The sequence below is a fragment of the Pseudomonas sp. genome (genome assembly GCF_049301935.1).
GTDB lineage: Bacteria > Pseudomonadota > Gammaproteobacteria > Pseudomonadales > Pseudomonadaceae > Aquipseudomonas.
The window spans coordinates 1-12,505 of sequence record NZ_JBAQLP010000008.1; the positions used below are offsets into that span (position 1 = coordinate 1).

Annotated in this window: 12 protein-coding genes, 4 tRNA genes and 1 pseudogene; 2 read left to right on the forward strand and 15 right to left on the reverse strand. The window is 57.2% G+C overall.

Features of this window, described 5'->3' with window-relative positions:
• Positions 1–85 precede the first annotated feature (85 nt).
• From WA145_RS00980 to WA145_RS01000, 5 genes and pseudogenes are all read right to left on the reverse strand, one after another.
• Positions 86–541 carry a YkvA family protein gene (locus WA145_RS00980; RefSeq protein ID WP_422579778.1) on the reverse strand — a complete coding sequence of 152 codons (456 nt, stop codon included), beginning with the start codon at positions 539–541 and terminating at the stop codon, positions 86–88.
• Between the two features lie 385 nt (positions 542–926).
• Positions 927–1,091: pseudogene (locus WA145_RS00985) on the reverse strand (group II intron reverse transcriptase/maturase); the annotation flags it as partial.
• A 312-nt stretch (positions 1,092–1,403) separates the two neighbouring features.
• Positions 1,404–2,111, reverse strand: coding sequence for an FKBP-type peptidyl-prolyl cis-trans isomerase (locus tag WA145_RS00990; RefSeq protein ID WP_422579779.1), 708 nt, complete (start codon positions 2,109–2,111; stop codon positions 1,404–1,406).
• Positions 2,112–2,298: 187 nt separating this feature from the next.
• Positions 2,299–2,375 (reverse strand) — tRNA-Asp (locus WA145_RS00995).
• Between the two features lie 21 nt (positions 2,376–2,396).
• Positions 2,397–2,472, reverse strand: a tRNA-Val gene (locus WA145_RS01000).
• 531 nt (positions 2,473–3,003) lie between these two features.
• Here WA145_RS01000 and rdgC point away from each other — a divergent pair.
• A complete protein-coding gene (gene rdgC / locus WA145_RS01005; RefSeq protein ID WP_422579780.1) occupies positions 3,004–3,924 on the forward strand; it encodes a recombination-associated protein RdgC in 921 nt (306 codons plus the stop codon).
• Between the two features lie 149 nt (positions 3,925–4,073).
• Positions 4,074–4,388 carry a quaternary ammonium compound efflux SMR transporter SugE gene (gene sugE, locus WA145_RS01010; protein ID WP_422579781.1) on the forward strand — a complete coding sequence of 105 codons (315 nt, stop codon included), beginning with the start codon at positions 4,074–4,076 and terminating at the stop codon, positions 4,386–4,388.
• A 99-nt stretch (positions 4,389–4,487) separates the two neighbouring features.
• Here sugE and WA145_RS01015 read toward each other — a convergent pair.
• The 10 genes from WA145_RS01015 to WA145_RS01060 all read right to left on the reverse strand — a co-directional run bounded on the left by WA145_RS01015 (position 4,488) and on the right by WA145_RS01060 (position 12,476).
• Positions 4,488–4,564: transfer RNA gene (locus WA145_RS01015), tRNA-Pro, on the reverse strand.
• 90 nt (positions 4,565–4,654) lie between these two features.
• Positions 4,655–5,011, reverse strand: a complete 357-nt coding sequence (locus WA145_RS01020) for a MerR family transcriptional regulator (protein WP_090256190.1) — start codon at positions 5,009–5,011, stop codon at positions 4,655–4,657.
• The gene (gene ihfA / locus WA145_RS01025) at positions 4,992–5,294 is read right to left on the reverse strand and encodes an integration host factor subunit alpha (protein WP_003243414.1); all 303 of its coding nucleotides are present in this window, start codon (positions 5,292–5,294) and stop codon (positions 4,992–4,994) included. The genes WA145_RS01020 and ihfA overlap by 20 nt, the downstream gene beginning before the upstream one ends.
• Positions 5,295–5,297: 3 nt before the next feature.
• Positions 5,298–7,676, reverse strand: a complete 2,379-nt coding sequence (pheT, locus tag WA145_RS01030) for a phenylalanine--tRNA ligase subunit beta (RefSeq protein ID WP_422579782.1) — start codon at positions 7,674–7,676, stop codon at positions 5,298–5,300.
• A 45-nt stretch (positions 7,677–7,721) separates the two neighbouring features.
• Positions 7,722–8,738: a phenylalanine--tRNA ligase subunit alpha gene (gene pheS, locus WA145_RS01035; RefSeq protein WP_422579783.1), complete on the reverse strand. Its 1,017-nt coding sequence runs from the start codon at positions 8,736–8,738 to the stop codon at positions 7,722–7,724.
• A gap of 234 nt (positions 8,739–8,972) precedes the next feature.
• Positions 8,973–9,329 (reverse strand): 50S ribosomal protein L20, encoded by a 357-nt coding sequence (rplT, locus tag WA145_RS01040; RefSeq protein ID WP_040069108.1) that lies wholly within the window; start codon positions 9,327–9,329, stop codon positions 8,973–8,975.
• A 25-nt stretch (positions 9,330–9,354) separates the two neighbouring features.
• Positions 9,355–9,549 carry a 50S ribosomal protein L35 gene (gene rpmI / locus WA145_RS01045; RefSeq protein WP_079202156.1) on the reverse strand — a complete coding sequence of 65 codons (195 nt, stop codon included), beginning with the start codon at positions 9,547–9,549 and terminating at the stop codon, positions 9,355–9,357.
• A gap of 60 nt (positions 9,550–9,609) precedes the next feature.
• Positions 9,610–10,161: a translation initiation factor IF-3 gene (gene infC / locus WA145_RS01050; RefSeq protein ID WP_169852835.1), complete on the reverse strand. Its 552-nt coding sequence runs from the start codon at positions 10,159–10,161 to the stop codon at positions 9,610–9,612.
• Entirely contained in the window at positions 10,161–12,083 is a 1,923-nt protein-coding gene (gene thrS / locus WA145_RS01055; protein WP_422579784.1) for a threonine--tRNA ligase, read from the reverse strand. Before thrS ends, infC begins: the two co-directional genes overlap by 1 nt.
• A 316-nt stretch (positions 12,084–12,399) precedes the next feature.
• A tRNA-Val gene (locus tag WA145_RS01060) sits at positions 12,400–12,476 on the reverse strand.
• Between the last annotated feature and the right edge of the window lie 29 nt (positions 12,477–12,505).

The window sequence follows — 12,505 nt, forward strand, 5'->3', positions numbered from 1 at the left end:
CCGAGTTACTGGACCAGACACTGCAGCAATTGCGCGACCAGGGCCTGATCGAACAGATGCTCAACAACATCTGAATCTTCGCCCACTACTCCACGCGCCCCTGCAACGGCGTCAGCGATTCATCCAACTCTGGCAGCCGCTCAACCGCCCGCAGCACCTCCGGAGCCTGAGCCGCACGCCACTGCTGAAACGCCGCCAGCTCTTCCTGCCAGGTGCGCAGCACCCAGGCCAGCACAGCCAGATCATCAACCAGGCCAATGCCAAACAACCAGTCCGGCATGGCATCCAGCGGCGTGACGAAGTACAGCAACGCCGCCACCACCGCCAGTAACGCCCGGGAATCGATTGCCCGATACTCACCGCGCCACCAGGCCAGGCAAAGCGCCTGTAGCAGCTTCAGCTGCCCGGCCAGTTCAGCAAAGCCATTACCAAGCTTTTCACGCTTTCGAGCGACCGATAACAGCAACGTCGGTAACCGTCCGGCCTTAAGGAAACGCTTGGCTAAAAACTGGTAACGCGCGAAATTTTTCGGTGTTTTCATCGCCCTCTCCCGGCAACCCCGCGTGCCCGCTGGGCTGGCCATGGTTATCCACTAAAGCTGTGGATAACCTTGTGAACAGTTTCTCGATAACCCTGGCAAACGCCCAGCCCATGCGGCCTCGCCACAGATCGGACATTTTTTACCCACACATAAAAAAGCCATATAAATCAATAATTTAGAAATGGCAAAGGGTTTCTGCACAAGAGTTACCCTAACCCGTCACGGCCAATCTGGGAAATGTGCATAACCGTAACACCACACCGCCTACACACGCCCTTTAAGACCCGCCAGTCAAGCAAAAAGTGCCGATTGTGACCCACAGAATCGAATAGGAGGCGGGGTCACCCCCGCCGTCTTCTCAGACCACCGTACGTACGGTTCACGGTTCGAGGTAGCGACGAATGAGCCTTAACACCTGCCTATCTTCGACACGGCGCTCCACACAAGCCATCAGGACGTCGTGATTGACTCGGTCGAAGAATTTCTCCAGATCGAGCTCCACACACCAGCGGTGGCCCGCTGCCACATGGACACGTGCCCTCTCGACGGCTTTACGTCGTAGCGCTCCGTGCAAGTATTGGGCTTTGGTAGTCGTTGCGACCTTACCCCGCTACGCCGCCTGATCCGCTTCCTGTTCGTCAGGCCAGCAGTTTGCCTCGGGCTTCCTTCAGATTCGCAGTCACCCGCGACACCCTTGCCTCCAGCTAACACTTCCCCTTGCCGGGTGTGTAGAGGACTTTCACCTCCAAGTCACCCGCTCAGCCACCACAGCCAAACGGGTTGCGCTTACGCGCAACGCGCCATGCCTGGCGCACAACGACAACGCCCCGTCGAGACGGGGCGCTGCGGGAAACGCTAGCAATTACTCTTGGGTGGCTGCGTCTTTGATCGCAATCAGCTCCAGATCAAACACCAGCACCGAGTTGGCTGGAATCGCCGGAGTCGGGCTCTGCTCACCGTACGCCAGCTCGCTTGGGATGTAGAGTTTGTACTTCTCACCAACGTGCATCAGCTGCAGGCCTTCAACCCAACCAGGGATCACGCCGTTAACCGGCAGGTCAATCGGGCTGCCCCGCTCAACCGAGCTGTCGAACACGCTGCCATCAGTCAGCTTGCCTTCGTAGTGAACAGTCACCACGTCGGTGGCTTTCGGCTGAGCACCGTCAGCTTTTTTCATGACTTCGTACTGCAGGCCGGAAGCGGTGGTGGTCACGCCTTCACGCTTGGCGTTGTCTTCGAGGAACTTCTTGCCGGCTTTGGCCGACTCTTCGTTCAGCGCAACCATGCGCTCTTCGGCACGCTTTTGCAGGAAGGCAAAGGCTTCGACCAGCTCTTCGTCTTTCAGGCGCTGCTCTTTCTTGCCAATGGCGTCTTCGATGCCTTGGGCAACGGCGTCGGAATCCAGGTCATCCATGCCTTCCTGAGCCAGGCTTTTACCCATGTTCAGGCCGATGCCGTAGGAAGCTTTCTGCGCTGGGGTCTCCAGGGTGATTTCGCTGGTTTGCGAATCACAACCTGCGAGAACCAAACCTACCAGGGCGACCGCCGCTGCTAAACGATGCTGTTTCATGCTTGTTCCTTGTCCGCTGCGCCCTAGGGCTAATGGTGAAAGCGCGAGCTTAGCAGGCTGCCGCGATCACTGGCTACCGTGTTAGGAGGCAGAAAATGCGTATAAGTTCAGATGTTTAGCGGATTATGCAGAAAGGATTTTGCGAGGTGTTGGGAGATGTCACGGAGGGGATGAAGCGAGGAAAAAATGGCGCAGCGGACGGGACTCGAACCCGCGACCCCCGGCGTGACAGGCCGGTATTCTAACCGACTGAACTACCGCTGCGCGTAACTTCAAAAAGCGAGTTGGTGGGTGATGACGGGATCGAACCGCCGACCCTCTGCTTGTAAGGCAGATGCTCTCCCAGCTGAGCTAATCACCCTTCACTCTCGAAGTGGGGCGCATTCTAGAGAGCCATCTTCACCTTGGCAAGCACTGTTTTAAAAATTTTTATTGATGTAGCAAAGGCTTAGGGTCTGTTGCCATTTCGTTCACGGCCGCGCCGGAGCCTGTTTTAGCGCGAGGCAAGGCAAGAGACACGAAGTTTGGTTGTTCCAAATGAGTGTCGAGAAACCCAGCATCGCGCTAAAACAGGCCCGGCCCTTCGGGTTGCGCGCAAAATCTCGCCATGCGGTGTTGGAGGACTTGGCAAGGGAACAACCATTACCTGCGTCCTCCGCCCAGCCTGGGGAGATTTTTCGCGGCAACGCGGCTCGCGACGAAACAGCAAAAGACCCTAACTCCGACTTGGCCTCAAGCACCACTCGGGGGAATAATGCGCCCCGAATGCAACGCACAGGTTGCCCAGCCGGTCATAGCGCTACGGCCAACCTGAACCAGCACCCGCAAGGATGCTGACGACTTGTGATACCTGCCGTTGCCGGCAGGTCTGTTAATGGAGATGCACCCTCTTATGTGGTTTCGTAACCTGCTGGTCTATCGCCTCACCCAGGACATCCCGTTTGATGCCGAGGCGCTCGAAACGGCCCTCTCAGCCAAACCGGCTCGCTCGTGCGCCAGCCAGGAACTCAGCACCTACGGTTTTATCGCGCCCTTCGGCAAAGGCGGCGATGCGCCGCTGGTGCACGTCAGTGGTGATTTCCTGCTAATCGCAGCGCGCAAGGAAGAACGCATCCTGCCCGGCAGCGTGGTGCGCGATGCGCTGAAGGACAAGGTCGATGAGATCGAAGCCGAGCAGATGCGCAAGGTCTATAAGAAGGAGCGCGACCAGCTCAAGGACGACATCGTGCAGACCTTGCTGCCACGCGCCTTTATTCGCAAATCCGCCACCTTCGCCGCCATCGCGCCGAAACAGGGACTGATCCTGGTCGACTCGGCCAGTGCCAAGCGCGCCGAAGATCTGCTGTCGACCCTACGTGAAGCCATCGGCTCGCTGCCGGTACGCCCACTGACCGTGAAGATCGCGCCCAGCGCCACCCTCACCGACTGGGTCAAGGTTCAACAAGCCGCACCCGACTTCCACGTGCTGGATGAATGCGAACTGCGTGACACCCATGAAGATGGCGGCGTGGTGCGTTGCAAGCGCCAGGACCTGACCAGCGACGAGATCCAGCTGCACCTGACTTCGGGCAAGCAGGTGACGCAACTGTCCCTAGCCTGGCAGGACAAGCTGTCCTTCGTGCTCGACGATAAGCTGGTGGTCAAGCGCCTGCGCTTCGAAGACTTGCTGCAAGATCAGGCCGAGCAGGACGGTGGCGACGACGACCTCGGCCAGCAGGACGCCAGCTTCACCCTGATGATGCTGACGCTGGTGGAGTTCCTCCCGGCGCTGTTCGAAGCCCTGGGCGGCGAAGAGGTTCCGCAAGGCATCTGAGCCACTGCACGACCGCAGAGGAACCACTGATCCTCTGCGGCTTGCCATACCCCTGCCAATGTGCAAAATACTGCACGGCGTGAGGACGACCTCACCACTCTGCGAGCAATCATCACGGGACGGCCCCTCTATCTGTTTTGGAGGTTTGTATGTCCTGGATCATTCTACTGCTGGCCGGCCTGTTCGAAGTGGGCTGGGCTGTTGGCCTGAAATACACCGACGGTTTTACCCGCCCCCTGCCTACCCTGCTCACCGTTACGGCGATCATCGTCAGCCTGGCATTGCTGGGCCTGGCCATGAAGGAATTGCCCCTGGGCACCGCCTATGCGATCTGGACCGGTGTCGGCGCCGTGGGCACGGTGATTGCCGGAATCACCCTGTTCGGCGAGGCCGTGACGCTGCTGCGTATAGCCAGCGTGGCACTAATCGCCTGCGGCCTGATAGGGCTAAAACTCAGCCAGTGATTGATAACAGCCAGCCACAGTATCCAGGAGTGATTTTGCGCAGCGCAAAGACAAAAACAGCCAGTGATTGCTCAACTGGCTGTTTTTATTGGAGAATAATGGTCGGGACGGAGTGATTCGAACACTCGACCCCTAGCACCCCATGCTAGTGCGCTACCGGACTGCGCTACGCCCCGACTAGGCGTTAACCTGTTTTTGGATACCCGAAAACGTCGCGAACTATACATTAAGCTTCTGAAATGTGGAAACTTTTTTGAATAAGGCGACTATTTCCTGAGCACCAACAATACGTCTTCAAGCTCAGTAATCATTTGCTTGATCAGCTGCTTGTACTGGGTGCTGTCATCTTTCGCTTCATCACCAGAAAGACGTTGACGCGCCCCGCCGATGGTAAAGCCCTGATCGTACAAGAGCGCACGGATCTGCCGAATCATCAGCACATCCTGGCGCTGATAATAACGGCGATTGCCACGCCGCTTGACCGGATTGAGTTGCGGGAACTCCTGCTCCCAGTAACGCAACACATGCGGCTTGACGGCACAAAGCTCACTGACTTCACCGATGGTGAAGTAGCGCTTGCCGGGTATGACGGGTAGTTCGTCGTTATGACTTGGTTCCAGCATACGCCTCGACCCTGGCTTTAAGTTTCTGGCCTGGACGGAAAGTCACGACACGGCGAGCCGTAATCGGAATTTCCTCTCCTGTTTTTGGATTGCGACCGGGGCGCTGACGCTTATCGCGCAGATCAAAATTACCGAACCCCGAGAGTTTGACCTGTTCGTTGAGTTCCAGCGCTTGGCGGATTTCTTCAAAGAACAGCTCCACCAACTCCTTGGCTTCCCGTTTATTCAGGCCCAGCTCTTCATACAGACGTTCCGCCATCTCAGCTTTCGTCAGAGCCCCCATACGCTACTTCCTTAACGTGGCGTTGAACCTTTGTTCCAGGGAGGTGAGAATATTTTGCGTTGTGGTACTCACCTCATCGTCATTAAGAGTGCGCGATGGATGCTGCCAGGTCAAGCCAACGGCAAGGCTTTTTCTATGAGGATCAATACCTTTACCGTGATACACGTCAAATAGCTTGAGGTCAGTCAGCCACTCGCCTGCAGCCTCACGAATCGCGCTGAGCAAATCCTGCGCCGGCACGTCACGATCAACCAGCATAGCCAGGTCGCGCCGCACTTCAGGGAACTTCGACAGCTCGTGAAACTTCGGCATAACGCCCTGAGTGATCTCACCCAGTACCAGCTCAAACATAAAGACTGCTTGATCCAGACCTAACGCCTTCGCTAGCTCAGGATGAAGGGCACCGAGGAAACCGACGACTCGTCCGTCACGCTCGATGCGCGCCGTTTGCCCTGGATGCAACGCAGCATGCTCGCCTGGCACAAAGGCAAAGCCATCACTCGCACCAGCGCTGGCCAGCAATGCCTCAACATCGGCTTTTACATCATAGAAGTCGACATCATCGCGACCGTGCGCCCAGCCTTCAGGCAAACGAGCGCCACAAATCACACCCGCCAGCATCGGCTCTTGTTTCAAACCTTCAAGCTGACCAACAAAGCGCAAACCACTTTCGAACAGGCGCACACGCGGTTGCTGACGATTCAAGTTGTGCTCAAGCGCCTTGATCAGGCCAGGCCACAAGGAAGAACGCATCGCCGCCATGTCTGCGGAGATCGGGTTGGCCAGCATCAGCGGCGCCACGCCTGGATTAAACAGCTCGAACAGCTTGGGATCGATAAAGCTGTAGGTGATCGCCTCCTGATAACCACGGGCAACCAGCAAACGGCGCAGTGCGGGCAGCTCGACCACGGCTTCAGCCTTGGCCTGCGGAGCCAGACGCGCTTGCGGATAGCGAACCGGCAAGCGGTTATAGCCGTACAAGCGGGCGAGTTCTTCGATCAGGTCGACTTCCAGACTGATATCGAAGCGGTGACTTGGCACGCCAACCTGCCACTGCCCTTCGCCATCGGCACGAATGTCCAAGCCCAAAGCAGCCAGCAAACGGACAATTTCCGCATCATCCATCTTCAGGCCGAGCATCTGCTCGATGCGCTCAGCACGCAGCGTAACCGGCGCAATGCTCGGTAACTGTTCCTGATTGACGACCTCGATAATCGGACCCGCTTCGCCGCCAACGATTTCCAGCAACAGCGCAGTTGCCCGCTCCATCGCCTCGCGCGCCAGCTGCCAGTCCACGCCACGCTCGAAGCGGTGCGAGGCATCGGTGTGCAACCCGTAGGAGCGAGCCTTGCCAGCGATGGCAATGGTGTCGAAGAACGCGCTCTCAAGGAACAGATCGCGGGTCTCGTCATTGACGCCGCTGTGCTCACCACCCATCACGCCGGCAATGGCCAGGGCGCGACTGTGATCGGCGATTACCAGCGTATCGCTGCGCAGGCTGACTTCCTGACCATCAAGCAGGACTAGCTTTTCGCCCTCCTCAGCCATACGCACGCGGATGCCGCCATTGATCTCGGCGAGATCGAAGGCATGCAGCGGCTGACCCAGCTCGAGCATCACATAGTTGGTGATATCCACCGCTGCATCGATACTGCGCACATCGGCGCGGCGCAGGCGCTCGACCATCCACAGCGGCGTCGGCTTGGACAGGTCAACATTACGCACCACACGACCGAGGTAACGCGGGCAGGCTTGCGCAGCCAGAACTTCAACCGGCCGCACTTCATCATGGCTCGGGGTAACCGCATCAACTACCGGGCGAGCAACTGGGGCGGCGTACAAAGCGCCAACCTCACGCGCCAGGCCAGCAAGCGACAGGCAATCACCACGGTTCGGGGTCAGATCGACTTCGATACTGGCGTCATCCAGATCCAGATAGACACGAATATCCTGCCCCACCGGCGCGTCAGCCGGCAGCTCCATCAAACCGTCATTGTCTTCGCTGATCTGCAGCTCGGAGGCCGAGCAGAGCATGCCGTTGGACTCTACGCCACGCAGCTTGGCCTTCTTGATCTTGAAGTCACCCGGCAGCTCGGCACCGATCATGGCAAAGGGAATCTTCAGGCCGGGGCGCACATTGGGCGCGCCGCACACCACCTGAAAGGTTTCCGCGCCACTGCTGACCTGGCACACCCGCAACTTGTCGGCATCGGGATGCTGTTCGGTGCTCAGCACCTCACCCACCACCACCCCGCTGAATACACCGGCGGCCAGCGATACGCTGTCAACTTCAAGGCCGGCCATGGACAGGCGGGCAACCAGATCGTCGCGCGAGACCTGCGGGTTTACCCAGCTGCGCAGCCATTGTTCACTGAATTTCATACTGTCTGTTCTCCTGAACCAATTCGATTACGGAATGCGAGGGCGCTAGCGAAATTGCGCCAGAAACCGCAGGTCGTTATCGAAGAACAGCCGTAAATCGTTGACGCCATAACGCAGCATGGCCAGACGTTCAACCCCCATACCGAAGGCGAAGCCGGAGTATTTCTCCGGATCGATGCCTGACATGCGCAGCACATTCGGATGCACCATGCCGCAACCCATGACTTCCAGCCAGCCGGTCTGCTTGCACACGCGGCAGCCTTTGCCGCTGCACATTACGCACTGCATGTCGACTTCAGCCGACGGCTCGGTGAAGGGGAAGAACGAGGGGCGGAAACGCACGCCCAGCGGCTTCTCGAAGAACACCCGGAGGAACTCCTCGATAGTGCCCTTGAGGTCAGCAAAGCTCACACCCTCGTCGACCAGCAGGCCTTCGACCTGGTGGAACATCGGCGAGTGGGTGATATCGGAATCGCAGCGGTACACGCGGCCGGGGCAAACGATGCGGATCGGCGGCTGCTGGGACTCCATGGTGCGCACCTGCACCGGCGAGGTATGGGTGCGCAGCAACATATTCGCGTTGAAATAGAAGGTGTCATGCATCGCCCGCGCCGGATGGTGGCCGGGGATATTGAGCGCTTCAAAGTTGTGATAATCGTTTTCCACTTCCGGGCCTTCGGCAATGCCGTAGCCAATCCGGGTGAAAAATTGTTCAACGCGCTCCAGCGTGCGGGTTACCGGATGCAGACCACCAGAGGTCTGACCACGGCCTGGCAGGGTCACGTCGATTTTTTCGGCGGCGAGCTTGGCGCTCAGCGCGGTCTGCTCCAGAGTTGCCTTACGGCTGTTCAGCGCATCCTGAACCTGATCCTTGGCGGCATTGATCAACGCACCGGCTTGCGGGCGTTCTTCTGCCGACAGATTGCCCAGGGTCTTCATCACCTGAGTCAATTCGCCTTTCTTGCCCAGATAGTGAACCCGCAGTTGCTCCAGGGCATTCACATCGTCGGTGTGGCTAACGGCCTCAAGCGCTTGCGAGACCAGCACATCCAGATTTTCCATTTACAGACTCCAGATACGAAATAGGGGAAGAGCTAAGGCTCTTCCCCTATTGGTGACGTTTCGAACGAGCTCAAGGCCTACTGCGCTAGGTCATGCTGCGTTGGAAGCCGGCTCGGACTGCTCATTTACAGCTTGTAAACTCCGCGCCTCGCCGTCTTCCGCCTTGCCTGACCGTCACTCATGACGCCTTTGAACCCGTTCTTGCACCGGGCGAGCCCGGTGATTGTCGGGGACTTAAGCCAGTACGGCTTTCGCTTTCTCGACAATCGCAGCAAACGCCGCTTTTTCGTTCACTGCCAGATCGGCCAGAACCTTGCGATCGATCTCGATGGACGCTTTTTTCAGGCCGGCAATGAAACGGCTGTAGGACAGACCGTTAACACGAGCACCAGCGTTGATACGAGCGATCCACAGAGCGCGGAACTGACGTTTTTTCTGACGGCGGTCACGGTAGGCGTACTGGCCTGCCTTGATCACAGCCTGCTTGGCAACGCGGAATACGCGTGAGCGTGCGCCGTAGTAGCCTTTAGCGAGTTTCAGAATTTTTTTGTGACGCTTGCGAGCGATAACGCCGCGCTTAACACGAGCCATGAGTAATTTCCTCTATCTTGACCGATTAACGAACGCGCAGCATGCGCGCCACTTTTGCTACGTCAGACGGATGCACCATGGTGCTACCGCGCAGTTGACGCTTACGCTTAGTGGACATCTTGGTCAGGATGTGGCTCTTGAAAGCGTGCTTGTGCTTGAAGCCGTTAGCGGTTTTGAGAAAACGCTTGGCTGCACCACTCTTAGTTTTCATCTTTGGCATGTTCGGATACTCCGCATTCAGTTGATAAACATAACCGCAAGGCCTGCCGTGCCCTGGTGGTTATTTCTTCTTTTTGGGGGCGATGACCATTATCAGCTGGCGTCCTTCCATCTTTGGATGCTGTTCAACGGTGCCGTATTCAGCAAGGTCACCTTCGACCCGCTTCAACAACTCCATGCCCAGCTCCTGATGCGCCATCTCACGGCCGCGGAATCGAAGCGATACCTTGGCCCTGTCCCCATCACTAAGGAAACGTACCAGGTTGCGTAGTTTTACCTGGTAATCCCCTTCCTCCGTCCCTGGACGAAACTTGATTTCTTTAACCTGAATCTGCTTCTGGTTTTTCTTTGCAGCAGCAATCTGCTTCTTCTTTTCGAAGATCGATTTGCCGTAGTCCATCAGTTTGCAAACAGGGGGCACTGCATCGGCAGAAATCTCTACCAGATCCAGCTTGGCCTCTTCGGCCTTAAGAAGCGCGTCTTCAATTGACACAATCCCAAGCTGCTCACCCTCAGCTCCAATTAACCGAACCTCGCGTGCCGAGATATTCTCGTTGATCGGGGCTTTCGGTGCAGCTCGTTTATCTTGTCTCATTTCACGCTTAATAATGATTACTCCAAATCTTGGCGACCACGCCGGGAAACCGCTTGCGCGAGAAGTTCAACGAATTGAGTGACGGGCATGGAGCCCAGATCAGCACCTTCACGGGTACGCACAGCGACAGTTTTCGTCTCAACCTCCCGATCTCCGATAACCAAGAGATAAGGAACCTTGAGCAAAGTATGCTCGCGGATTTTAAAGCCTATCTTCTCGTTCCTCAAGTCAGACTTGGCACGAAAACCGCTTTGATTGAGCGTTTTTTCTACTTCGAGGGCAAAATCGGCCTGTTTGTCCGTGATATTCATCACCACGGCCTGGGTCGGCGCCAACCAAGCGGGGAATGCACCTTCGTAGTGCTCAATCAAAATACCGATGAAACGCTCGAACGAACCGAGAATCGCGCGGTGCAACATCACCGGCACTTTACGGCTGTTGTCCTCGGAAACGTAACTCGCCTCGAGACGCTGCGGCATGTTCGGATCGTATTGCAAAGTACCGCACTGCCAGGCACGACCAAGGCAGTCGAGCAGCGTGAACTCGATCTTCGGGCCGTAGAACGCCCCCTCCCCTGGCAGGTATTCCCAAGGCAGCCCCGCTTCATTCAGTGCATTGGCCAGCGCCTCTTCGGCACGATCCCAGAACGCATCATCACCGACACGCTTGGCTGGGCGGGTGGAGAGCTTCATCTTGACGTCGCTGAAACCGAAGTCGGCATAGACCTGCAAGGTCAGCTTGATAAAATCGGCGGCCTCTTTCTTGACCTGCTCTTCGGTACAGAAGATATGCGCATCGTCCTGAGTGAAGCCACGCACGCGCATAATGCCGTGCAAGGCGCCGGAGGCCTCATTGCGGTGACAGGAGCCGAACTCAGCCAGACGCAGCGGCAGCTCGCGGTAGCTCTTGAGCCCCTGATTGAATATCTGCACGTGACACGGGCAGTTCATCGGCTTGATCGCGTAATCGCGGCTTTCCGACTGAGTGGTGAACATGTTGTCGGCATAGTTGCCCCAGTGCCCGGATTTCTCCCATAAAACCCGGTCAACCACCTGCGGTGTGCGCACTTCCTGGTAACCGTTTTCGCGCTGCACGCCACGCATGTACTGCTCAAGCACTTGATAGATGGTCCAGCCATTAGGGTGCCAGAACACCATGCCCGGCGCTTCTTCCTGGGTGTGGAACAGATCGAGGCGCTTACCGATCTTGCGATGATCGCGCTTCTCGGCTTCTTCGATACGCTGGATATAAGCCGCCAGCTGCTTCTTGTCCGCCCAGGCCGTGCCATACACGCGCTGCAGCTGCTCGTTCTTGGCATCGCCGCGCCAGTAGGCGCCGGATAGCTTGGTCAGCTTGAACGCCTTGAGAAAGCGCGTATTCGGCACGTGCGGACCGCGGCACATGTCGACATATTCTTCGTGGTAGTACAGACCAATGGCCTGCTCATCCGGCATGTCTTCAACCAGACGCAGCTTGTACTCCTCACCACGGGCGGTAAACACATCAATAACCTCGGCCCGCGGCGTCACTTTCTTGATGACGTCGTAGTCCTTCTCGATCAACTGCTGCATGCGCTGCTCGATGGCCACCACATCATCTAGAGTGAAGGGGCGCTCGGAGGCGATGTCGTAGTAGAAACCTTCTTCAATGACCGGACCGATCACCATCTTGGCAGTGGGAAACAGCTGCTTGACCGCATGACCAATCAAATGCGCACAGGAGTGGCGGATGATTTCCAGGCCTTCCTGATCTTTCGGCGTAATGATCTGCAGGGTCGCGTCGCTATCAATCAGGTCACAGGCATCCACCAGCTTGCCGTTGACCTTGCCGGCCACCGTGGCCTTAGCCAGACCAGCACCAATGGATTGCGCCACCTCGAGTACGGATACCGGGTGATCGAACGAACGCTGACTGCCGTCGGGAAGAGTAATGATGGGCATGGCGCCTCCTCTCCTAGTGGTGACCTCTACCAAAGGCCACATGGGTTGGGATGAGCCAGTAAGCGATTCGGCGGTATACCCGCCATACAGTGGCAGGAGCTTTTCAGCCAACCAAAACCGAACCGGAGTCACTGGAGGTTTTAAACAGCAATTAACCGCATGGATGCTTGCAGAAAGCCGGGCCTGCTGGCAAGAACCCAATAAAAAATGGCCTGGAGCCATTTTTAACGTCGCACAGCGACGACCCGGAGGGTGGCCGCCATGGATGGCTGGCCATAAAAAAGGGCCGCCTAAGCGACCCTTTTTCTACCAAATCTGGTAGGCACGATTGGACTCGAACCAACGACCCCCACCATGTCAAGGTGGTGCTCTAACCAACTGAGCTACGTGCCTACGATGGGTGCGCATTCTACGGCCGCGCA

Bases quoted from the DNA above. Each gene is read 5' to 3' on its own strand.
- pheT (WP_422579782.1), bottom strand. From the start codon at position 7,676: ATGAAATTCAGTGAACAATGGCTGCGCAGCTGGGTAAACCCGCAGGTC.
- thrS (WP_422579784.1), bottom strand. From the start codon at position 12,083: ATGCCCATCATTACTCTTCCCGACGGCAGTCAGCGTTCGTTCGATCAC.
- pheS (WP_422579783.1), bottom strand. From the start codon at position 8,738: ATGGAAAATCTGGATGTGCTGGTCTCGCAAGCGCTTGAGGCCGTTAGC.
- WA145_RS00980 (WP_422579778.1), bottom strand. From the start codon at position 541: ATGAAAACACCGAAAAATTTCGCGCGTTACCAGTTTTTAGCCAAGCGT.
- sugE (WP_422579781.1), top strand. From the start codon at position 4,074: ATGTCCTGGATCATTCTACTGCTGGCCGGCCTGTTCGAAGTGGGCTGG.
- WA145_RS00990 (WP_422579779.1), bottom strand. From the start codon at position 2,111: ATGAAACAGCATCGTTTAGCAGCGGCGGTCGCCCTGGTAGGTTTGGTT.
- rplT (WP_040069108.1), bottom strand. From the start codon at position 9,329: ATGGCTCGTGTTAAGCGCGGCGTTATCGCTCGCAAGCGTCACAAAAAA.
- rpmI (WP_079202156.1), bottom strand. From the start codon at position 9,549: ATGCCAAAGATGAAAACTAAGAGTGGTGCAGCCAAGCGTTTTCTCAAA.
- rdgC (WP_422579780.1), top strand. From the start codon at position 3,004: ATGTGGTTTCGTAACCTGCTGGTCTATCGCCTCACCCAGGACATCCCG.
- WA145_RS01020 (WP_090256190.1), bottom strand. From the start codon at position 5,011: ATGCTGGAACCAAGTCATAACGACGAACTACCCGTCATACCCGGCAAG.
- ihfA (WP_003243414.1), bottom strand. From the start codon at position 5,294: ATGGGGGCTCTGACGAAAGCTGAGATGGCGGAACGTCTGTATGAAGAG.